General features: G+C 65.4%; 19 protein-coding genes. 12 read left to right on the forward strand and 7 right to left on the reverse strand.

What is annotated here, in order from left to right:
• The first annotated feature begins 20 nt into the window (after nucleotides 1-20).
• From Q2M23_RS03710 to Q2M23_RS03720, 3 genes are all read left to right on the forward strand, one after another.
• Complete coding sequence (locus tag Q2M23_RS03710; protein WP_316394265.1) at nucleotides 21-812, forward strand: glycosyltransferase family 2 protein; 792 nt, start codon at nucleotides 21-23, stop codon at nucleotides 810-812.
• Nucleotides 812-1,150: a lipid-A-disaccharide synthase N-terminal domain-containing protein gene (locus Q2M23_RS03715; protein WP_016845896.1), complete on the forward strand. Its 339-nt coding sequence runs from the start codon at nucleotides 812-814 to the stop codon at nucleotides 1,148-1,150. The genes Q2M23_RS03710 and Q2M23_RS03715 overlap by 1 nt, the downstream gene beginning before the upstream one ends.
• 203 nt (nucleotides 1,151-1,353) lie before the next feature.
• A complete protein-coding gene (locus tag Q2M23_RS03720) occupies nucleotides 1,354-3,153 on the forward strand; it encodes a M23 family metallopeptidase (protein ID WP_316394268.1) in 1,800 nt (599 codons plus the stop codon).
• 49 nt (nucleotides 3,154-3,202) lie between these two features.
• Here the strand turns inward: Q2M23_RS03720 and Q2M23_RS03725 are convergent, their stop codons facing one another.
• A complete protein-coding gene (locus Q2M23_RS03725) occupies nucleotides 3,203-4,903 on the reverse strand; it encodes a Na/Pi cotransporter family protein (RefSeq protein WP_316394269.1) in 1,701 nt (566 codons plus the stop codon).
• 335 nt (nucleotides 4,904-5,238) lie between these two features.
• On the opposite strand from Q2M23_RS03725, the gene Q2M23_RS03730 reads away from it, so the two are divergent.
• Together Q2M23_RS03730 and Q2M23_RS03735 are read left to right on the forward strand one after the other, a co-directional pair.
• Nucleotides 5,239-5,484, forward strand: coding sequence for a PilZ domain-containing protein (locus Q2M23_RS03730; RefSeq protein ID WP_076828746.1), 246 nt, complete (start codon nucleotides 5,239-5,241; stop codon nucleotides 5,482-5,484).
• Nucleotides 5,485-5,624: 140 nt separating this feature from the next.
• Nucleotides 5,625-6,449, forward strand: a complete 825-nt coding sequence (locus tag Q2M23_RS03735; protein WP_316394272.1) for a tetratricopeptide repeat protein — start codon at nucleotides 5,625-5,627, stop codon at nucleotides 6,447-6,449.
• Between the two features lie 15 nt (nucleotides 6,450-6,464).
• On the opposite strand, the gene Q2M23_RS03740 is transcribed toward Q2M23_RS03735, so the two are convergent.
• The 5 genes from Q2M23_RS03740 to metC all read right to left on the reverse strand — a co-directional run bounded on the left by Q2M23_RS03740 (nucleotide 6,465) and on the right by metC (nucleotide 12,265).
• Nucleotides 6,465-7,733 carry a CpaE family protein gene (locus tag Q2M23_RS03740; RefSeq protein ID WP_057016553.1) on the reverse strand — a complete coding sequence of 423 codons (1,269 nt, stop codon included), beginning with the start codon at nucleotides 7,731-7,733 and terminating at the stop codon, nucleotides 6,465-6,467.
• A complete protein-coding gene (locus Q2M23_RS03745; protein WP_253590199.1) occupies nucleotides 7,730-8,470 on the reverse strand; it encodes a CpaD family pilus assembly protein in 741 nt (246 codons plus the stop codon). The genes Q2M23_RS03740 and Q2M23_RS03745 overlap by 4 nt, the downstream gene beginning before the upstream one ends.
• Nucleotides 8,471-8,503: 33 nt before the next feature.
• Nucleotides 8,504-9,952 (reverse strand): type II and III secretion system protein family protein, encoded by a 1,449-nt coding sequence (locus tag Q2M23_RS03750; protein ID WP_038377148.1) that lies wholly within the window; start codon nucleotides 9,950-9,952, stop codon nucleotides 8,504-8,506.
• Between the two features lie 34 nt (nucleotides 9,953-9,986).
• Entirely contained in the window at nucleotides 9,987-10,787 is an 801-nt protein-coding gene (gene cpaB, locus Q2M23_RS03755) for a Flp pilus assembly protein CpaB (RefSeq protein ID WP_057016555.1), read from the reverse strand.
• 281 nt (nucleotides 10,788-11,068) lie between these two features.
• Complete coding sequence (gene metC / locus Q2M23_RS03760) at nucleotides 11,069-12,265, reverse strand: cystathionine beta-lyase (protein ID WP_316394275.1); 1,197 nt, start codon at nucleotides 12,263-12,265, stop codon at nucleotides 11,069-11,071.
• A gap of 111 nt (nucleotides 12,266-12,376) precedes the next feature.
• On the opposite strand from metC, the gene Q2M23_RS03765 reads away from it, so the two are divergent.
• The 5 genes from Q2M23_RS03765 to Q2M23_RS03785 are packed head-to-tail and all read left to right on the forward strand — an operon-like array spanning nucleotide 12,377 to nucleotide 17,108.
• Nucleotides 12,377-12,538 (forward strand): hypothetical protein, encoded by a 162-nt coding sequence (locus Q2M23_RS03765; protein ID WP_316394277.1) that lies wholly within the window; start codon nucleotides 12,377-12,379, stop codon nucleotides 12,536-12,538.
• Between the two features lie 55 nt (nucleotides 12,539-12,593).
• Nucleotides 12,594-13,610 (forward strand): amino acid ABC transporter substrate-binding protein, encoded by a 1,017-nt coding sequence (locus Q2M23_RS03770; protein WP_316394279.1) that lies wholly within the window; start codon nucleotides 12,594-12,596, stop codon nucleotides 13,608-13,610.
• Nucleotides 13,611-13,633: 23 nt separating this feature from the next.
• On the forward strand, nucleotides 13,634-14,839 hold the full coding sequence (locus tag Q2M23_RS03775) for an amino acid ABC transporter permease (protein WP_141340598.1): 1,206 nt from the start codon (nucleotides 13,634-13,636) through the stop codon (nucleotides 14,837-14,839).
• Nucleotides 14,836-16,356, forward strand: coding sequence for an ABC transporter permease subunit (locus tag Q2M23_RS03780; protein ID WP_316394282.1), 1,521 nt, complete (start codon nucleotides 14,836-14,838; stop codon nucleotides 16,354-16,356). The genes Q2M23_RS03775 and Q2M23_RS03780 overlap by 4 nt, the downstream gene beginning before the upstream one ends.
• Before the next feature lie 11 nt (nucleotides 16,357-16,367).
• On the forward strand, nucleotides 16,368-17,108 hold the full coding sequence (locus Q2M23_RS03785) for an amino acid ABC transporter ATP-binding protein (RefSeq protein ID WP_028331915.1): 741 nt from the start codon (nucleotides 16,368-16,370) through the stop codon (nucleotides 17,106-17,108).
• 149 nt (nucleotides 17,109-17,257) lie between these two features.
• Here Q2M23_RS03785 and Q2M23_RS03790 read toward each other — a convergent pair whose 3' ends face one another.
• Nucleotides 17,258-18,292 (reverse strand): cysteine synthase A, encoded by a 1,035-nt coding sequence (locus Q2M23_RS03790; protein WP_076828754.1) that lies wholly within the window; start codon nucleotides 18,290-18,292, stop codon nucleotides 17,258-17,260.
• A 614-nt stretch (nucleotides 18,293-18,906) separates the two neighbouring features.
• Between Q2M23_RS03790 and Q2M23_RS03795 the strand changes: the two genes are divergently transcribed.
• Nucleotides 18,907-20,376, forward strand: a complete 1,470-nt coding sequence (locus Q2M23_RS03795) for an efflux transporter outer membrane subunit (RefSeq protein ID WP_316394383.1) — start codon at nucleotides 18,907-18,909, stop codon at nucleotides 20,374-20,376.
• Nucleotides 20,366-21,811 carry an efflux RND transporter periplasmic adaptor subunit gene (locus tag Q2M23_RS03800; protein ID WP_316394287.1) on the forward strand — a complete coding sequence of 482 codons (1,446 nt, stop codon included), beginning with the start codon at nucleotides 20,366-20,368 and terminating at the stop codon, nucleotides 21,809-21,811. Before Q2M23_RS03795 ends, Q2M23_RS03800 begins: the two co-directional genes overlap by 11 nt.
• Nucleotides 21,812-21,857: the final 46 nt, after the last annotated feature.

A 21,857-nucleotide genomic window follows, 5' to 3' on the forward strand; every position in this document is an offset into this window, starting at 1 on the left:
CACCAACCACGAGTGCCGATTTGCCTGCTCCCGACCAGACGCCGGTCGCCGTTTCCATCGTCGTGCCCGTGCGCAACGAGGCGGACAATATCGCGCCGTTGATCGCCGAGATCGCGGCCGCGCTCGACGGACGCTGGGCCTACGAGGTCGTCTACGTCAATGACGGCTCGACGGATGCCACCGGCGAGCGGCTGAGCGCGGTCATGGCCGGGCGGCCCAATCTCCGGCAGCTTCGCCACGCGGTCTCGTCGGGCCAGTCGGCGGCCGTGCGCAGCGGCGTGCGCGCCGCGCGCGGCGCGATCGTGGCGACGCTCGACGGTGACGGGCAGAACAATCCCGCCTTCCTGCCGGACCTGATTGCGGCGGTCGAGAGCGGCAATGGCCGCGTCGGCCTCGCCGCGGGCCAGCGCGTCGGGCGCAAGGACACCGGCTTCAAGAAGCTGCAATCGCGCATCGCCAACACGGTGCGCGGCATCATCCTGCGCGACGGCACCCGCGACACCGGATGCGGCCTGAAGGCGTTTCCGCGCGAGGTGTTTCTGGCGATGCCTTACTTCGACGGGCTGCATCGTTTTCTTCCGGCACTGGTCCGCCGCGAGGGGCTGGCGATTGCCTATGTCGACGTCGTCGACCGGCCGCGCCATTCCGGCGTGTCGAACTATGGATTTTTCGACCGGCTCTGGATCGGGATCATGGATCTCGCCGGCGTGTGGTGGCTGATCCGCCGCAAGAAGCCGACGCCGGTCGTCACTGAAGTGGTCGCTGAAGTGCCCGATGTCGCTGGCGTGCCAGGCGTGACCGAGGTGAAGTGATGCTGATTCAGTACGGTCAGGCGCTGAGCGCCTATCTCTACGACGTGTTCATCGCCAAGTTCGACTTCTGGCTGGCGTTCGGCCTGATCGCGCAACTGTTCTTCACCGCGCGCTTCCTCGTGCAGTGGATTTCCAGCGAACGCGCCGGCCAGAGCGTGGTGCCGATGGCGTTCTGGTTCTTTTCGATGGGTGGCGGCCTGATGACGCTGATCTACGGGCTTGCCAAGCGCGAGCCCGTCATCATCATCGGGCAGGGTCTCGCCACGCTGATCTACATCCGCAACATCATGCTGATCGTGAAGAACCGCGGCCGCGGGTCGAAGACACTCGATAGCTGATTGCCGTCATCGCCGGAGCGGCGAGCGGTATGCCGGGCCTTGTTCGGGAATCTCGATAGATTCCAGCATCGGGCTCAGCCCGGGATCAATTGCGACCGAATCTGAACCAAGGTCAAACATTCGCCCCAAGCGGCATGGCATCTACGGCTTGCCGTGGGCGTGGCGGCATCTCGAGACCGTGCCCCAGGGGATGAGGGGCGTTGATGACCAGCCGTGACGAAGCGACGAAAGCGGGCGGTTATCGATCGAGCGTCCGCGATATTCCGTCGCTTGACGAGCCACCGCTGACCGGCGAGCGCAAATTGCCTGACCGGCGCGCCGTCAGTCTCCGCTGGATGGCGGGGACGATTCTGATCGGATCCGCCGCCGTCGCTCTTCTGGCTGGCGCGCTTCGCGGGGCATTTGGCGATCACGCGCGATTCGCAGCCGCGCCGGTCGTGTCACTTCCGCGCTTCGCAGGGCAGGTAGTTGACGAGGCGCGACGCGGCGATCGTCTCGACCGGAGGCTCGGCCCGCAGGGCAATTCCGCTGCGCTCAAGATTGAGCAGCTGAGCGATGCCGGCGCGGTCCGTCGATTTACCCGCGTGTCAGCGCGGCTCGCGGAGATCGATCCCGAGCCACACCAGGAAGCGCGGGGAGACGAAAAGGACGACGCGCGAGCGGGCTCGCAACGCGACCTGCTGTCGGAGCTGCCGGCCATCATACGGACAGGTCCAGCGCGGCGCCCGCTGCCGGGCGGCACCAGCGCCTATGCTGACGGTGAAGACGTGCCGCGTCCGCCGGCTCCGATCGGCGAGGCTGTCAACGTCACCAACCTTCCGAAGTCGCCTACGTCGTCGCGTCACCGCCGACATGTCATTATCGCGAGAAGCGGCGACACGCTGGCCGCCATTCTGCGGGCGCTGGCGGCGGCCGCGGAGGACGCGCCGGCGATCCTTGCCGCCTTCCCGTCGCCGGGCGCTCGAGAGACGCTGTCCGGTGGCGAGAAAATCACGGTCGTCGAACAGGGCGAAGACGCCGGTTCGCCACGCGGCCATGTCGCGAAGGTGTCGATCGAACGGGCCGGCTCGGATGTGTCCGCCGTCGGTCGCACCGATGGCGGCCAATACCAGCCGATCGTGCCGGAACAGCCCGACATCGCCGCGCGGAGCGAGAGCCCGCTGCGTGAGTCGATCGATACGCATTCCGTTCCGGGCGAAACACTGCGTGACGGCCTTGACGCGCTTGCGCGCTCCAACCACGTCGACCAGGGGATCGTTGCTGAACTGATGCGGCTCTGTGGCCGCGATTTCGATCTCGACGAGCCGCTCGGCGACGCCGATGTGGCCGAGATCATCTACGCGCCGAACGACATCGGTCAGCCGGAGTTGGTCTTCATCGATTTGACGGCGGGCGGACAGTCCCGCCGGTACTATCGCTTCACGGCGCCGGACGATGGCAGCTCCGATTTCTATGATGAGACCGGCCAGTCCATCACCAGATTCCTGTTGCGCAAGCCGGTCGTGAGCGGGCGGCTCGGCGACGGCTTTGGTTGGCGGATTCATCCGATCCTTGGCGACCGCCGTTTCCATGAGGGCGTCGATTATGCGGCGCCCTATGGTTCGCCCATCGCGGCCGCGGGCGCCGGCGTCGTCGAGACCGAAGGGTACGAACGCGGGTACGGGAAATATATCCGCGTGCGGCACGACCGCGGCTATGAGACGACCTATGCCCACGTCGCGAGCTTCCCGCCCGGGCTGAAGATTGGAGACCGCGTTCGTCAGGGCGAGACGATCGCCTTTGTCGGATCGACCGGGCTCTCGACCGGACCGCACCTCTATTACGAGGTGCGGATCAACGGCCGCAACGTCGATCCGCTTCGGATGAAGCTGTCGGGCGGCCGGCTGCTGCAAGGCGATCTGCTCGGGGCTTTCGATCGCCAGCGTGACAGCATCGACCAACTCGCTGCCATCTCCGCGCTTCTGCCGCGGCGTTTCGGCTCCGAACATCGGCCGCCGACATAGCGAGCGCAGATCGCATCACGCCATGCCGGCGCGGCGGGCCTTGCCGGGGTCAGGAGCCCGGAGAGCTCGAAGGCACTGGCGCCGCAACGTCGGTCGCTTCCATGGTGATGCTCTCGCGATCGGCGGCGGTCTCGCCGGCGGCGTCGAGCACGGGATAGGCGACCGAGCAGATGTGCGAATGGATGCGGCGAAGGTCGCGCAGCACGTCGAGATGCAGCGAAGTGGTCTCGATGGTTTCGGGCCGGCCTTCGCGCAGGCGCTCCAGATGGCGCTCGACGGCGGCCAATTCGGCCGCGCGCAGCGCCGCCTTCTCGGTGAGCAGCTTGCGCGCCTCGTTGGCATCGCCCGACATGAACACGCCGAACGCGATCCGCAGCGAGTCGATCGTGCGCTTGTGGAACGCCGACAATTCCTCCGCGCCTTCGGTGGAGAATTGCAGGCGATGCTTGATCTTCTTGGTCGCGAGCTCGCTCAGGTTCTTGTCGATGATGTCGCCGATATGCTCGAGATTGATCGCGAACGCGACGATCTCCATCGCGCGCTGGCCCTCGCGCTCGTCCAGGCTGCCGCGGGTGAGTTTCGTGACGTAAAGCTTGATCGCCTCGTTCAGCCGGTCGACGGTGTTGTCCATCTTCGACACCTGGTCAACCAGGGCGCGATCGTTGGTCAGCATCGCCGCCATCACCTTGCGCAGCATGGCCTCGGTGTGATCGCCCATATGCAGCACCTCGCGCGCCGCATCGGCCAGCGCCAGTGAAGGCGTCTCCAACGCACTCTCGTCGAGATAGCGCGGCCGTGATGGATCGGTCTCCTGCGCTCGCTTCGGCAGCAGACGCTCGAGCAGCCGCGCCATGTGGTCGAGCACGCCGATGAACAGCAGCGCAGTCGCGACGTTGAAGGCGATGTGGAACAGCGCAGTCGCCTTGGCGAGATCGGGCTGCCAGGCGTAGATGATCTCGGTGATCGGGCGCAGGAACGGCGCCACCAGCAGGATGCCGACGACGCGGTTGACGAGATTGCCGACCGGCAGCCGGTAGCTCGCCGGATTGTCGCGACGCGCGCCCTCCAGCAGCGGATTGATGGCACTGCCGAGGTTGGCGCCGAGCACCAGCGCAAATGCGGCATAGGGCGAGATGAACTGGGAAAAGGCCAGCGACATCACCAGCAGCACGCTGGCGACACTGGAATGGACCAGCCAGGTGACGACGGCGCCGATCAGGATACAGAGCACGGGATCGCCGGTGATCGCGCCCAGGAACACGCGCACGCCCGGAGCATTCTCGGCGGGCGCCATCGTATCGAGCAGGATGTGCAGCGCCAGCAGCATCAGGCCGAGGCCGATCGAGACGCGGCCGAGATCCTTGATCCGGGAGCGCGGCCCGCTGCGGAACGCGACGAGGCCGACAATGAACAGGACCGGCGCGATGGCGGCGACGTTGAACGACAGCACCTGCACGATCAGCGTGGTGCCGATATTGGCACCGAGCATGATCGCGAGCGCCGGCACCAGGCTGACGATCTCTTCGGCGGCGAAGGAACTGGTGATCAGGGCAGTCGCGGTCGAACTCTGGAGCAGGGCGGTCAGGCCGAGGCCGGCGCCAAGGGCGGTAAAGCGATTGCGCAGCGCCCGGGCGAGCAGCAGCCGCAAATCCGGTCCGAAGGCGCGCAGAATCCCGCTATGGACCATGTGCAGGCCCCACAGCAGGAGCGCCACGCCCCCCATCAGATCGAGCAGAACAATGCTTCCCATGCTTCCTGGCATCCCGGCGAATTCGAGTCGAATGAACATAGGTATCGCCTATCGACTGGCGATCAACCCCTTTTTGTTCTCATGCGACCACGGCGGGAGCGACGCAGGCTATCGAGTGAGGCGGCCCATCAGGGAGACCTCATTCGACCTGCAGCACATATCCTTCAACTATTCAATCTTTGATTGATCAAACTCGTGTCGCCCGGCGGGGGCGCCCCGGTAAACGAATCTCGAACGCGACCGCTCAATTGCGATGGGTTCCGCTAGGCAGTTTCCAATCTTTCCCCGCTATGACGATAGGCCAGGAAGTTGCCCAGAAAGGCTTGGGGATCAGAATGTTTATGAATCGCCGCAAGAGCGAACGCCGCCCGTGCCGGAGCGTCGCCAAAATTCAGCTGGGCACAGGGTCGCTGCCACGCGACTGCATGATCACGGATATTTCGGCCGGCGGCGTCAAGGTGATCGCCGAATATCTGGAGATCCCGCCGGAATTTACCATCATCCTGTCGAGCGGCAGTCCGCGTCAGTGCCGGCTGGCCTGGCAAATCGGGCACGAGTTCGGCGCCCAGTTCGTCGACTGAATCAGCCATTTGGCTGCTGTCTCGCCAGGCGTCCGGCACCGCATCTGGGCCGGATGACGGCGACATGATGGCATCCTTAACCGGACCTTAGGGTTAAGCTGTGAGCATCCCGGAACCTTCGCCGTTCCGAGTCTCGCTTTATGTTTGAGAAATTCCCCCGACCCTCAGGCCGCGTGCGCCGTCTCGCGGGCACGGTATCTGCTGCGATCCTGCTGATCGGGTTGTCTGCCTGTCAAACCTCCGGCCCGTCTGACATCACCGGCTCATTGGGCGACACGGCGGAGGCCACGCCGGCCCCGGCCGATCCGCGGCGCGACATCGCGACCTACCACGAGCGGGTCCGCGCCAACCCGAAAGACACCGACGCCGCGCTGAAATACGCCCGGGCGCTGCGCGCCACCGGCCAGCGGGCCCAGGCGGTCGCCGTCATGGAGCAGGCGGTGCTGGCGCAGCCCAGCAACAAGGCGCTGCTCGCGGGTTACGGACGGGCGCTCGCCGACAACGGCAATTTCCAGCAGGCATTCGACGTGCTCGGGCGCGCGCATACCCCGGAAGATCCGGACTGGCGCATCCTGTCGGCGCAGGGCGCCGTGCTCGACCAACTCGATCGCCACGACGAGGCGCGGCAGTATTATGCGAGTGCGCTGAAGATCGTGCCTGACGATCCGTCAGTGCTCTCCAATATCGGGCTGTCCTATCTGCTGTCGAAGGACCTGCCGAAGGCCGAGGAGACGCTGCGCCGCGCGCGGGAGCGCGCCCCCGGCGACATGCGGGTGCGAACCAATCTCGCCGTCGTGGTTGGCTTGCAGGGCCGCCAGTCCGATGCGGAAACCATCATGAAGGCCGATTTGCCGGCGGAGCAGGGCTCAGCCAACGTCGCCGCGCTGAAGCGACTGTTGGCGCGCAGGGATGCGAGCCGCACCGACGCCGAGAAGATCCCGGTCGCAGCCAGTCGCCGCGACTAGAGCGCTAGCGGGACGCTAGCCGGCGGCCCGGCGCCCGTCATTTCGGCGCGACTGCAGCTTCCTGAGGATCGGCGACAGGAACGACTCGCGGGCTTCGGCGAGATCGGGACGGCCGGTGAGGCGCTGCGCGATCTGCAGGAAAGTCCTTGTGGTGCGGTGACGCGCGGAGACTTCCGCGATCATCTGGCCGTTGTTGGCGGCTTCACCGAACAGCCTGCAGTCGAACGGGATCGCCGCGATCGGCTGGCTCTCGATCGTCTTGGCGAAATCCTTGACCTCGATCTCGGGTCGCTTCGACATGCCGACCTGATTCAGGCAGTAGAGCGGCGGGCGGTCGTTCGGACGCGCGGTCCTCAACAGGTTCATCATGTTCTTGGTGTTGCGCATGTTGGCGAGGTCGGGCTCGGCCACGATCAGGATATCGTCGGCACCGACCAGCACGCGTTTGGTCCAGGCGGTCCATTGATGCGGCACGTCGAGCACGATGCAGGACGTCGTCATGCGCATCGTATCGAAGATGGCATCGAACGCCTCGGCGCCGAAATCGTAGACCTGGTCGAGGGTGGCCGGCGCCGCCAGCAGGCTGAGATGATCGCCGCACTTTGCGAGCAGGCGTTCCATGAAGGCAGAGTCCGGACGCTCGGGCGAGAACACGGCGTTGGCGATGCCCTGCACCGGGTCCTGATTGTAGTCCAGGCCGGCCGTACCGAAGGCGAGGTCGAGATCGACGACGACCGAATCCAGCCCGAGGTCGCGTGCGATGGTCCAGGCGACATTGTGGGCAATGGTCGAGGCGCCGACGCCACCCTTGGCGCCCGCGACCGCGATCAGGCGGCCGACCGAGACCGCTTCGGAGGCCGAGAACAGGCTGCAGATCGAGCGCACGATGTCGAGCACCTTGACCGGCCCGATGACGTAGTCGTTGACGCCGCGCCGGACCAATTCGCGATATGGCGCAGTCTCGCCGGCCGTGCCGAGCACCACGACGCGGGTGCCGGGATCGCAGACCGTGGCGAGCTCGTCGAGACCGGCGAGGAAATCATGATCCGGCTCGGTCTCGAGCATGATGACGTTGGGCGTCGGCGCCTTGTGGTAGGCGTCGATCGCCGCGGCGATGCCGCCCATATGGACCGAGAGATGAGCCTTGGCGAGCCGGCGGTCGTCGGCAGCCGCGCGTGCGTTCGCGGCGGTCGCGACGCTTGCGCAGAACGCCTGCACGGAAATCCGCGGCGCCGGCGCGATGTAATCGTTGGCGTGCTGCGGCTCGTCTTGTTGTTCGGTCATTTCGCGGCGTCGCTCAGCTTGGCTTTCTCGGCTTCGGGGTAGGCGGTCGCGGTCGACTCACCCTTGCGGTATTTATCGAACGCGATCGTACGGCGCGGCGTATAGGCTGCGGTCTCGGTTCGCGGCTGTTCGAGGTCGGACGGATTGGCGACCATCGCGGCAAGATTACGCTGCGTGGCGCAGCCGAAATTGTCGTACTGCTTGTTCTGGTTGTAGTTCGGATTGTAGATCGAGGGACCGAGGTCGCTCGGCCACACTCCGCAGGGACCGGCGACGGCGGCCATCTTCGGATAGCTCAGCCGAATGGTCGGAAGCGCGCGCGGATCATCGAGATGGTAGGAGCGCTTGGTGATGGCATGGGCGGGTACGCCCATCGACGCCAGCAGGCCGCGGATCTCCTGATACACAGCCTGTGCCGAGCGCGAGTTCGAGCTGTCGGCCGGCACGTCGATCGCAATCGCGCCGGTGCCTTCGCGGCGCCAGGTGCGCGCCAGCCCCATGACGTCGTCGCGCTGCGCTTCGGTGAGGTTGCCGCGGGCGCGGCCGACGAAGACGACGATTGATTGCTCGCCCTCGGTCACCGCGATCGGATGCCGCTGCCGGTAGTCGTCGCCCACGGTGCCGGTGGCAAGATTGTCGCCCGTCAGATTGCAGCCGCCGAGCGCGATCGCGCTGACGACGAGGGCGCCCAACAGCGACAGCGTCCTGGCACGACCGGCTTGTGTGTTGCGTGTCATCATAGGATCCCCCAACCCCTTCAGGTCCGCGCCTCAGTCGATGATGAAGCCGAAATTGACCGGCGTGGCGCCGATCGGCTCGCTGCGGGCGGCGACGCCGTAGATGCGATTGACGCGCGCCAGCAGTGCCGACTGCGCGTCGGAAGCCGGGGCAAATCCGTCGTCGGGACGGGACAGCTCCTTCTGCGCAACGGCGCGCACCACGTAGGGCGTCACGATGACCATGAGCTCGGTCTCGTTGTTGACGAAGTCCTGGCTCCGGAAGAGCTGGCCGAGGATCGGGATCTGATCGACGCCGGGCATGCCGTTGATGGCCTGCTTGGTCTGCTCCTGGATCAAACCGGCCATCGCGATCGAGCCGCCGGAGGGCACCTCCAGCGTGGTGTCGGCGCGGCGGGTCTTGATCGAGGGAATGGTCGTGCCGTTCTGGCCGCCGGTCAGGGCGTTCTCCATCGAGACTTCGGAGACCTCGGTCATCACCTTCAGGCTGATCCGTCCCTCGGTCAGCACCACCGGCGTGAAGTTGAGCGAGATGCCGAACTTCTTGAAGCTGACGGTCTGCACGCAATTGCCGATCGTGCCCGACGTCGTCGTCTGGCAGGTGACGCCGGTCGGAATCGGAAACTCGCCGCCCGAAATGAAGGTCGCCGACTCGCCGGAGATCGCGGTGAGGTTGGGCTCGGCCAGCGTCTTGACCACGCCCGCGCTCTCCATCGCGCGCAGCGTCGCGGTGACGGTCGGCACGCCGAGCTTGTTCAGGGCTGCGCCCGTCAGCCCGTTGTTGGGGGCGAGCGCACCGTTATTGGCGGTGAAGGCGTTGGCGTTGTTGAAGACCACCGCGGCGGTGCCGTAGTTCATGTTGGCGCTGAGGTCGACGCCGAGCTGCTTGACGACGTCCCGGCGGACTTCGGCGACGGTGACTTTCAGCATCACCTGGTCGCGGCCGCGGACCACGATGGAATTGACGACCTTGTCGGCGCTGCCGACCAGTTTGGCGGCGATGTCGCCGGCCTGCTGGGCCTCGACCGGGCTTGCCACCGTGCCGGTCAGGACGACGCTGTCGCCGACGCCCTCGATCTGGACGCCGGGCAGCATCTGCTTCAGCGCGGCGCGCATTCCGTTAAGGTCGCGCTTGATCGCGATGTCGTAGGAGGCGACCTGGTTGCCGTCGGCGTCGAAGAACACCACGTTGGTCTGGCCGACTGCCGCGCCGATGATATAGGCGCGCTGCGCCGAGCGGATCACGGCGTTGGCGATCTTGGGATCGGCGACCAGAACGTCCTTGGCCTCGCGCGGCAGGTCGACCACGACCGACTTGCCGACGCCGAGCGAGACGGAGCGCGTCTTGGCGGCGATGCTGCTCGTCACCGCGACATCCGCGTTCTTGTCGGGATCGGTCGCGCTGGCAAGGGCAGGGATCAGCATCAGCGCGGTGATCGCCGACAATGACAGCGCGCGGACCAGCGTGGTCGACGTCGCCATTTGTTTCGCACCCGTCGTCATATCGAAGCCCCCATCACTTCTGTGTCGTCAGAGAGCTCGGGATGCCGAAGCGCACCACCTTGATGCTCTCGCCCCGCTTCGGGGCATGGTCTCTGGTCTCGTCGGTCTGCTCGTTGACGTCGGCGATGCTGCGCAGCGCCAGCGCCAGCGTTCCGCTCTGCCGGGCGCGCGCCAGCGTCTCGGCCTGTTCGGGCTTGAGCTCGAGGGTCACGGTCTTGCCGACGAGGGAGTTGTTGCCGTCCTTCTCCTTCGGCGCCTGGTCGATCGCCAGCACGCGGACGTTGGACAGCAGGATTTCAGTGGTGACGATATCGCGGCCGCCTTGCTGATCGGGATTCTTGTCGCGACGCGACAGGATCACATCGACGCGGTCGTTCGGCAGAATGAAGCCGCCGGCGCCCGTCTCCGGCGAGATTTCGGTGGAAATCGCGCGCATGCCGGAGGGCAGGATCGCGGCCATGAAGCCGCTTCCGTTGGCCTTGACCAGCTTTTGCTCGCGGATCGGTTCGCCGACGATGAAGGGCGCGCGTGCGATCGAACCGATGATGTCGTTCATGGCATTGGCGTTGGCGTCGTGACGGATGAACGCGCTGCTTGCAGTTTCGGCCGGCCAGCGCTGCCACTGGATGTCTTCGGCCTTGACCGATTGACCGAGCCCGATGTCGGACTTAGCGACCAGCACTTCGACGGTCGGCAGTTGCGCGACGGGCGGCGCGACCGGCGCCGGTTTGCGATCGCCAACGCTCGCGAGATACATGGCCGCGAGGCCTGCGACGCCGGCGATGCCGAGGACCACGATGCGTGCCGTTTTCATGCGATTGTCTGAATGCCCTTCACACAGGGCAATCGCGTCCTTGCGGCACTGACAGCCCTTCCCGAGGCATCACTACGGCCGCAAAAGTATAAGGGAACTTGATGGAAGGTCCGGACAATTAAGGGATTGGTGGGGATGGTGAACGGCGAGTTATCGGCGCTGTTGCATCTCCGCAGAATCCCGGAGATCGCGCGTGCTTAAGGCGTACGACGTTGGTCGCAACGCGGCGTCAGCGCCGGTGGAGCGTGGTTAATGTCGTCTAACGTGGCAGGGCGCGAGGATCAGAGCGCGGCCTTCAACGCCGCAAATCCACGGTCGAGATCGGCCTTGAGGTCGTCGAGATTCTCGAGCCCGATATGCAGCCGCAGCGTCGGCCCGCCCGGCGACCATTTGGTCGCGGTGCGATAGTCGCTGCAGTCGAACGGGATGGCGAGGCTTTCGAAGCCGCCCCAGGAAAAGCCCATGCCGAACAAAGTGAGCGTGTTCAGCATTGCATCGACCGCGGTCTGTGGCACCGGCTTCAGCACGATGCTGAACAGCCCGGAGGCGCCGGTGAAGTCGCGTTTCCAGATCGCGTGCCCGGGATCGGTGTCGAGGGCAGGGTGCAGCACGCGATCGACCTCGGGCCGCGCGCCGAGCCAGCGCGCGATCTCGAGTCCGGAGCGGTGGTGCTGCGCAAGCCGCACCGATAGCGTGCGAACCCCGCGCAGCGCGAGATAGACGTCGTCGGGGCCGGCGCAGACGCCGAGCAGGCGGATCGCCTCCTGGATCAGCGGCCAGGCTTTCGCATTGGCTGCGATGGTGCCGAACATGATGTCGGAGTGGCCGCCGATATATTTGGTGCCGGCCTGCATGCTGATGTCGACGCCCTGTTCGAGCGAGCGGTGATAGAGCGGCGTCGCCCAGGTGTTGTCGTCGATCATGAGCGCGCCGCGGGCGTGCGCCACGGCCGATATCGCCCGCACGTCCGGCATCTCGAACGTCTGCGAGCCGGGCGCTTCGATCAGCACCGCGCGGGTGTTCGGCTTGAACAGCGTCTCGATGCCGGCGCCGATCAGCGGATCGAAATAGCTGGTCTCGATGCCGTAGCGCTTGAGCATGTTGTCGCAGAAATTGCGGGTCGGCCGATAGGCATTGTCGCACACCAGGAGGTGATCGCCGGTCTTGAGCACGGCGAGCAGCGTGGTGCTGATCGCCGCCAGTCCCGACGGGGCAAGGCCGACGCCGGCGCATTGCGGCCCTTCCAGCGCCATCAGCACGTCCTGTAGCGCCCGCGTGGTCGGGCTGCCGTGGCGGCCATAGGTAAATTCGGCGCGATGGGCGTGCAGGTCCTCCGCGGTCGGATAGAGCACGGTAGAGCCGTGAAACACCGGCGGATTGACAAAGCCCTTCTGGGCCTTGGTGTCGCGGCCGGCCGTGACCAGGCGGGTGGCGGCCTGTTGCGGGTGGGAGGGCGTGGAGCCGTCGGAGGAGATCATGGAGCGCTGCCGTTAAACTTTAGACTCTTTGCCGCAGCCGTACCGCGCCGGGAAGACGGGGCCGGGCCGGGAGGTGTTACTAACAAGAGGTAGAAGACATGCGTCAACCCCTTGACCCGGCTCGTCAGTCGCTATGTGATGCTGCGCAACTACCAGTCGCCGCACGTTGAGGGGCCTGCCGCGACCTACGATCCGTTGCCTGACCGGTTTGCAAGTCAAACTGCCGGTCAAATCGGCATTTTTGCTGCAAGGGATCATTGGGATGGCCCGTGAACGCGAGGCGATCACAATGCAAACGTCCACCGGACGACCTTGAAAGGCCCCGCCCATGAAACGCGTAACCCTGGCTGTCACCCTTGCCGCTGCCGCCGCCCTGTCGGTCCAGGCCGCCTCGGCGCAAACCCTCAAGACGGTCAAGGACCGAGGCCAGCTGTCCTGCGGCGTCAGCGGCGGCCTGCCGGGCTTCTCGTCGCCGGACGACAAGGGGAACTGGACCGGCATCGACGTCGACATCTGCCGTGGCATCGCGGCGGCGATCTTCGACGATCCGTCCAAGGTCAAGTTCGTGCCGCTGTCGGCCAAGGATCGCTTCACCGCGCTGCAGTCGGGCGAGATCGACGTGCTGTCGCGCAACACCACCTGGACGCTGTCGCGCGATACCTCGCTCGGCGCCAACTTCACCGGCGTGACCTATTATGACGGGCAGGGCTTTCTGGTGAAGAAGTCGCTGAAGGTGAACTCGGCGCTGGAGCTGAACAGCGCGTCGGTCTGCGTGCAGACCGGCACCACGACCGAGCAGAACCTCGCCGACTACTTCAAGGGCAACAACATGAAGTACGAGGTGATCGCGTTCGCCGGTGCCGACGAGACCGTGAAGGCCTACGAGACCGGCCGCTGCGACGTGTTCACCTCCGACGTGTCCCAGCTCTATGCGCAGCGACTGAAGCTCGCCAACCCGGCCGACCACGTCGTGCTTCCCGAGATCATCTCCAAGGAGCCGCTCGGCCCGATGGTTCGCCATGGCGACGACCAGTGGTTCGACATCGTGAAGTGGGCGCTGTTCGCCCAGATCAATGCCGAGGAACTCGGTGTTACCCAGAAGAACGTCGACGAGATGGCCAAGTCGGACAAGCCCGACCTCAAGCGCGCCTTCGGCACCGACGGCAATCTCGGTGAGCAGCTCGGCCTGACCAAGGACTGGTTCTCCCGCATCATCAAGGCCGTCGGCAATTACGGCGAGATGTACGATCGCAACGTCGGCGTCGGATCGAAGCTGCAGATCGCACGCGGGCTCAACAATCTCTGGAACAAGGGCGGCATCCAGTACGCGCCTCCGATCCGCTGATCGGCGACGAGGCGGCTGCGGCGATGACGACCGAGCCCCGAAAACCACCGCTGCAGTTCATCTTCCGCCTGAAGCGCGCGCTCGGCGGCCAGTCCGGCTGGACTGGCCTTGCCGTGCAGATCGTGTTCGCGGCGGTGTTGGCCTGGGTCGCCTATGAGATCGTGGCCAATGCCCGCGCCAACCTGGAGACGCAGCGCATTGCCTCCGGGTTCGGGTTTCTCAAAAACAATGCGGGCTTTGATGTCAGCCTGAACCTGATCCCGTATTCGGGGTCGGACACCTATACGCGGGTGTTCTTCGTCGGCCTGCTCAACACGCTGCTGGTTGCGGGCATTGGCATCGTCTTCGCCACCATCATCGGCTTCATCATTGCGCTGTGCCGGCTGTCGCCGAACTGGCTGTTGGCGCGGCTCGGCGAGATCTATGTCGAGATCGTCCGCAATCTGCCGCTGCTGTTCCAGCTGTTATTCTGGTACCTCGCGGTGCTGGCGGCGCTGCCGGGGCCGCGCCAGAGCATCTCGCTGTTCAACGCCTTCTTCCTCTCCAATCGCGGGCTGGTGATCCCGCGGCCGATCGGCGAGCCCGGGCTCGATCCGCTTCTGATCGCGCTCGCGATTGGCGTCGCAGGCGCGCTGGCGCTGCGCGGCTATGCGAGGCGGGCGCTGTTTCAACGCGGGCAGGCGATCCGGATCTGGCCCTATGTACTCGGCCTGCTCGCTGGCTTGCCACTGGTGACGATGCTGGTGTTCGGGCTGCCGGTGACCTTCGAGCTGCCGCAACTCAAGGGCTTCAACTTCGCCGGCGGCGCGCGGGTGATTCCGGAGCTGGTTGCGCTGGCGGTTGCGCTGTCGACCTATACGGCGGCGTTCATCGCCGAGATCGTTCGCGCCGGTATTCTGTCGGTCCATAGGGGACAGATGGAAGCCGGCTCGTCGCTCGGCCTGTCGCGCGGCACCACCTTGCGGCTGATCGTCGTGCCGCAGGCGATGCGCGTCATCGTTCCGCCGCTGACCAACCAGTACCTCAACCTGACCAAGAATTCGTCGCTGGCGGTCGCGATCGGCTATCCCGACCTGGTCTCGGTATTCGCCGGAACGACGCTGAGCCAGACCGGCCAGGCGATCGAGATCATCGCCATCACCATGGGCGTGTACCTGCTGATCTCGCTGGTCACCAGCGCGATCATGAGCGTCTATGGCTGGCGCATCAACCGGAGCCTTGGGGCATGACCGACGCCACCGCGTCATCCTTCGTCCGGCAGGACCTGGTGCCTGAACGCCGGGCGCCGGTGAAGACCACCGGCCTCGTCGGTTTCGTCCGCACGCGGCTGTTGAATTCGCCGACCAACATCCTGCTGACGATCCTGGCGCTGGGGCTGCTCTGGTACACGATCGTTCCCGCGTTCAAGTTCCTGCTGGTCGATGCGGTCTGGAGCGGCAAGGATCGCAATGCGTGTCTCGCCGAGACCGCCGGCCGTCAGGTCGGCGCCTGCTGGCCCTACATCCAGGCCAAGCTCACCCAGCTGATCTACGGCTTCTATCCGGAAGCCGAACGCTGGCGCGTCAACCTGACCTTCGTCCTTGCGGCCGTCCTGTTGCTGCCACTCCTTATTCCGCGCCTGCCGGCGAAGGGCCTGAATGCGGGTCTGTTCTTCTTCGCGTTCCCGGCGGTCGCCTTCTTCCTGCTGCGCGGCGGCGGACTAGCCGGCTTCGGCGTCAGTTGGGTCGCGAGCCTGTTGCAGCTGTTCGACGACAGCATCGTCAATGCCGGTCGGGCGCTGGTCAATCTCAGCCGGAGTTCGGCGATCGGGCCGCTGCTGTGGGCCGTCGGCAATATCATCGTGCTCGTCGGCAGCCTGATCGGCTGGCTGATCTTTCCGCTGACCTGGCTGCGCGAGCAGCTCCAGATGTCGATCCAGCCGCTGTGGTTCGACTTCCTGCTGACCACGGCGATCGTCTCGCTGATCCTGTTTTTCCTCGGCGGCGGCATGCGAACCGGACAACGGGCGCTGCTCGGGAGCCTGGCGAGCTTCGCCGGCATCGCGATCGTGATCAAGCTGATGGGGCTCGACCGCGGCGGACTGCCTATCGTCGACACCAGGCTGTGGGGCGGCCTCCTGGTGACGCTGGTGGTGTCGGTCACCGGCATCGTCACCTCGATGCCGATCGGGATCGCGCTGGCGCTGGGCCGCCGCTCGACCATTCCGCTGATCCGGATATTCTCGATCGCCTTCATCGAGTTCTGGCGCGGCGTGCCGCTGATCACCGTGCTGTTCTTCGCAACCTACATGCTGCCGCTGTTCCTGCCGGGCAACTTCAACGTCGACGGGCTGGTCCGCGCGCTGATCGGCATTGCGCTGTTTGCCGGCGCCTATCAGGCCGAGGTGGTGCGCGGCGGCCTTGCCGCAATCCCGCGCGGGCAGGGCGAGGCGGCGAGCGCGCTCGGCCTGTCCTGGTGGAAGACCACGTCGCTGATCGTGATGCCGCAGGCGCTGCGCCACGTCATTCCGGGTCTCGTCAACAGCTTCATCGCCCTGTTCAAGGACACCTCGCTGGTTTCGATCGTCGCACTGTTCGACCTCTTGGGATCGTTGCACGCGACGTTCTCCGATCCGACCTGGTCGACGCCGACCACGGCCTTTACCGGCTTCGCCTTCGCTGGAATGATCTACTTCGTGTTCTGCTTTGGAATGTCGCGCTACTCGCTGTTCGTCGAAAACCGGCTCAACGCTCACCGCCGCCACTGAACAAGGTCACCATGTCCACAACCCCGATCGTCAACATTTCCGCTCTCAACAAATGGTACGGCGACTTCCACGTGCTGCGCGACATCAACCTGGAGGTCGGCAAGGGCGAGCGCATCGTGATCTGCGGCCCATCCGGTTCGGGCAAGTCGACCCTGATCCGCTGCATCAACGCGCTGGAGGAATTCCAGGAGGGTGAGATCGTGGTCGACGGCATCGACCTCGGCCCGAACCTTCGCCGTGTCGACGAAGTCCGCCGCGAGGTCGGCATGGTTTTCCAGAGCTTCAACCTGTTCCCGCATCTCACCGTGCTCGACAATTGCACGCTGGCGCCGATCTGGGTGCGCAACATCCCGAAGAAGGATGCCGAGGCCACCGCGATGAAGTTCCTCGAGCGGGTCAAGATCCCGCATCAGGCCAACAAGTTTCCCGGCCAGATGTCGGGCGGTCAGCAGCAGCGCGTTGCGATCGCCCGCGCGCTGACCATGAACCCGAAGGTGATGCTGTTCGACGAGCCGACCTCGGCGCTCGACCCGGAGATGGTCAAGGAAGTGCTCGACACCATGGTCGATCTTGCCAAGGAGGGCATGACCATGCTGGTCGTGACCCACGAAATGGGCTTTGCCCGCGAGGTCGCCAACCGCGTCGTCTTCATGGACGCGGGCCAGATCATCGAATCGAACACGCCGCAGGAATTCTTCGCCAACCCGCAGCATGCGCGGTCGAAGCTGTTCCTGAGCCAGATTCTGCGGTGATTTCTGCCGTCATTGCGAGCCACCCGGTCGGCGCAAAGCGCCGCCGGATGACAGGCTCCGCGAAGCAATCCAATCCTCCGCATCGGAAGCATGGATTGCTTCGTCGCAATAGCTCCTCGCAATGACGTCTGCGGGGACGCATTCGCTCCCTAGACCAGCGGCAGCTCGATCTTGCTGCGCTTTTCCAGCCATTCCGGGACCGGCAGGTTCTTCGAGCGCATGAAGGCCGGGTTGAACAGCTTGGACTGATAGCGGTTGCCGGAGTCGCAGAGGATGGTGACGATGGTCTTGCCGGGGCCGAGCTGCTTGGCGAGCTGGATCGCGCCCGCGATGTTGACGCCGGTCGAGCCGCCGAGGCACAGGCCTTCGTGCTCCAAAAGCTCATAGATGATGGTCACCGCTTCCTCGTCGGAGATCAGGAACGCAGTGTCGACCTTCGCCGTCTCGACCACAGGCGTGACGCGTCCGAGCCCGATGCCTTCTGTGATCGAATCGCCCGGCGTCGATTTGACCTGCCCATTCTTGAACAGTTCGTACATCCCGAAGCCGTGCGGATCGGCGCAGGCGGTGACGATGGCCGGGTTCTTTTCCTTCAGGTAGCGGCTGATGCCGGCGAGCGTGCCGCCGGTGCCGACCGAGCAGATGAAGCCGTCGACCTTGCCGTCGGTCTGCTGCCAGATTTCCGGTCCGGTCGAGTCGTAATGCGCCTTGGGATTGTCGAGGTTGTTCCACTGGTCGGCAAACAGCACGCCGTTCGGTTCGGTCTTCCGCAGCTGCTCCGCGAGACGCCTGCCGAGATGCTGATAGTTGTTCGGATTGGCGAAGGGCAGCGCCGGCGCCTCGACCAGTTCGGCACCGCACAGCCGCAGCATGTCCTTCTTTTCCTGGCTCTGCGTCTCCGGAATGACGATCAGGGTGCGGTAGCCGCGCGCACTCGCCACGACAGCAAGCCCGATCCCGGTATTGCCCGCGGTCGACTCGACCACGAGGCCGCCGGGCTTCAGCGTGCCGCGCCTCTCGGCCTCCAGGATCATCCATTTGCCGGCACGATCCTTCACCGACTGGCCCGGGTTCATGAATTCGGCCTTGCCGAGAATGGTGCAGCCGGTCAGTTCGGACGCGCGTTTCAGCTTGATGAGGGGGGTGTTGCCGATCGCTTCGATGACGTCTTTGTTGAATATCATGTCGGGGAATTTCTTTGCCGGTCTGGGTCTTGCTTGGCGAACCTAGTGTGCTGATCGAAAAAGGGAAGGGCTTTTGCACTGCGGCAAAACACGGGTTCAACACGCTTGACCTCGCAAGCGCGGAGGTCACGGGCTTGGGGAGAACTCCGTTTTGTGGCGGTCGGGTCGGCCAGCACAATCATCCTGTGGTCCGCGGTTTCGCGTGAGTTGCGCGCTCTCGGCCAATCAAGACCTGACGGCGCGGTGCGCGGTGGCGCGAGTCTGGCGCCGTGCCGGCACATCTTGCGGATTCAATGCAACAGCAGCCGAGAAATCCCCATGAAATCTTTGTAAGAATCGTGACTTCCGGCACCGGTCCGAAATGCGCGGAAATGCCGTAAAAAATAGGGAAAAGTCGGCATTCAAGGTAGCTACGAATCGCTTGCGATGCGACGCCACGCAATCGTGACGGGGCTGTCCGCCCCATTGTCCCAAGGGTAGGATGGGACAGGCAGGTTCCATTGGAAGCATACCCCCGTGAACGTCACCCAGACCATCGCTGAACGCGTCATTCGTGCGCCACGGGCGAAGTCTGGCTTCGGCGGAGAACGGGTGTGACCCAGCCGGTGTCCGTGATGGTGCCTGGAGGCCGGTTCGGCCTCGCCGCCCGCGCGCGCCGGCTCGCGGCACGTTCGCTCGTTGCGCTCGGCCTGGTCGTTGGTTCTGCCGGCTGCATTCTGACCCAGGACATCCCTGACCCAGCGCTCGACGTGCCGCAGGGCTACAAGGCCGTGCGTCTCGGCCGGCCGGGCGACGCGCTTCCGACGCTCGATTGGTGGCGGGGCTTCCGCTCCAGGGAGCTGACGCAGCTGATGGAGGAGGCGCAGACCGTCAACCTCGACATCGCCGCTGCGGTTGCGCGCTTCCGCCAGGCCGACGCGCTGGCGCGGCAGGCCGGCGCGGCGCTGCTGCCGACCCTCAATCTCAACGGATCGGAAACCTACTCGCGCACCTCCGGCTCCAGCGCCAGCGGCCTCACCAATGGCGGGCGCGAGGTGGTGAACTACAACGCCTCGCTGAGCGCCAGCTATCAGCTCGACTTCTGGGGCCAGAACCGCGACGCCGCGCAGGCGGCGGAGGAGACCGCCGTTGCCAACCGGTTCGACCGCGAGGTGGTGGCGCTGACCACGCTGGCGAGCGTCGCCAATGCTTATTTCAGCGTGCTCGCGACGCAGGACCGGCTGCGCACCGCGCAGCGCAACATCGCCAGCGCCGAGCGCATCCTCAATGCGATCAAGGAGCGCTTCAAGGCCGGCACCGGCTCCGATCTCGACGTCGCGCAGCAGGAGACCGTGCTCGCCAACCAGCGCGCGCTGGTGCCGCCGCTGCGGCAGACGCTCGACCAGAGCATCAATGCGCTCGCGGTGCTGGTGTCGCGACCGCCGGAAAGCGTGCGCGTCTCCGGCGGCTCGCTCAACGCCGTTGCGATCCCGCGCGTTACGCCGGGCCTGCCGTCTGAATTGCTGACTCAGCGTCCCGACATCCGCCGGCAGGAGGCGCAGCTTGCATCCGCCACCGCCAATGTCGGCAGCGCGCGGGCGCAGTTCTTCCCGAGCATCCAGCTGACCGGAACGGGCGGCTACCAGAGCCAGGCGCTGGTCTCGCTATTCCAGCCGCATGCCGCCTTCTTCAACCTGGTCGGCAGCATGACCCAGCCGATCTTCGACGGCGGCCGGATCCTCGGCAATTTCGAGTACACCAAGGCCAAGCAGGACGAGTTGCTGCAGACCTACCGCAAGACGGTGGTGCAGTCGTTCACCGACGTCGACAATGCGCTGGTCGCGATCCGCGAGACCACGCGCCGGCTGCAGCTGCAGCGCGACGTGCTGTCGTCGTCGCGGCGCGCCTTCGACCTCGCCGAGCAGCAGCTCAAGGCCGGCACCGCCGATATCGTAACTGTGCTAAACACGCAGCTGACCCTGTTCCAGGCGGAAGATGCCTATTCGCAGGCCCAACTGGCCCGGCTATTGGCGATCGTGAGCCTATATCAAGCATTAGGGGGCGGCTGGGAACCGAAGATGGAAAGACCGGTCGATGCTCTTTAAGCCCGACTCGACGGACGACGAGAAACGCACGGCGCCGCGCAAGCGGAGCCTTCTCTCGCGCGTGCTGGGGCGCATGGTGTCCTTGCTCATCACGCTCGTGATCCTCGGCGGGCTCGGCTATCTCGGCTGGCTCGCCTTCCAGCCCAAGCAAAATGGGGGCGGCGGGCGCGGCGCGGGCGGGCGGCCTGACCTGCCGGTGCCGGTGCTGGCGGCCACGCCGCAGGTGCATGACGTGCCGGTCTATCTCGACGGCGTCGGTTCGGTGAGGGCGCTGAATACCGTGACCGTGCGCTCGCAGGTCGACGGCAAGCTGCTCAAGGTGAATTTCGTCGAGGGCCAGGACGTCAAGAAGGACGATGTTCTGGGCGAGATCGATCCGGCGATCTATCAGGCGCAATACGACCAGGCGGTGGCCACGAAGGCCAAGGACGAAGCGCTGCTCGCCAATCAGAAGATCGATCTTGCCCGCTATGAGCAGCTCGCTGCCACCAACGCGGGCTCGAAGCAGCAGGCCGATACGCAGCGAGCGCTGGTCGCGCAGCAGCAGGCCATCATCAAGGCCGACCAGGCCCAGATCGACAATGCGCGCGCCACGCTCGGCTATACCAAGATCGTCGCGCCGATCGCGGGGCGCGCCGGCCTTCGCCAGGTCGACCAGGGCAACATCATCCACGCCGCCGATACCACGGGGCTCGTCATCCTGACCCAGCTGCAGCCGATCGCAGTATGGTTCAGCCTGCCGCAGCAGCAGATCATGCGGGTCAACGCCGCGGCCGCGAAGGGCCAACTCGCGGTCGACGTGTTCGGCAATGACGGCGTCACCGTGATCGATACCGGCAAGCTGACCGGCATCGACAACCAGGTCGATCCGACCACCGGCACGCTGAAGCTGAAGGCGGAATTCCCCAATGCCAGCTACCAGCTCTGGCCCGGCCAGTTCGTCAATGTCCGCCTCAAGGTCGAGACCCTGCCGCAGGCGATCGTGGTGCCGACCTCCGCGGTGCAGCGCGGTCCCGCCGGCACGTTCAGCTACGTGATCGGTGAGGGCGATATCGTCACCGCCAAGCCGGTCACGGTCACGCAGCAGAACGAGCATGAGGCCGTGATCGCCAGCGGCCTGACCACGTCGGACCGCGTCGTGACGACCGGCTTTGCCAATCTCGCCGATGGCGCGAAGGTCGTGGTCGGCAAGGACGACGGGCCGCCGGCCGCCGATCTCGCGCCGCGCAAGCGCAGCCGCAACCCTGACGGCAAGCGCGGGGCGCAAGGCGAAGGTCAAGGCACGGACGGTAAGAAAGACTGGCAGGGCAAGGACGGCGAGCATCGCGGCCGGCACGAGCATAGCGAAGGCGATCAGAAGGGGCAGACCGGACCGGCGCCCGCGCCGGCAGCAGGGGGCGAACTGTCGGGCGGCGCGCCGAAGGCGCAGCCATGACCGGCATCCTGACTTCGTAATGTCCGATCTAACAGCGAGCACGCAG

This window comes from Bradyrhizobium sp. 33ap4, assembly GCF_032654765.1.
GTDB lineage: Bacteria > Pseudomonadota > Alphaproteobacteria > Rhizobiales > Xanthobacteraceae > Bradyrhizobium > Bradyrhizobium australafricanum.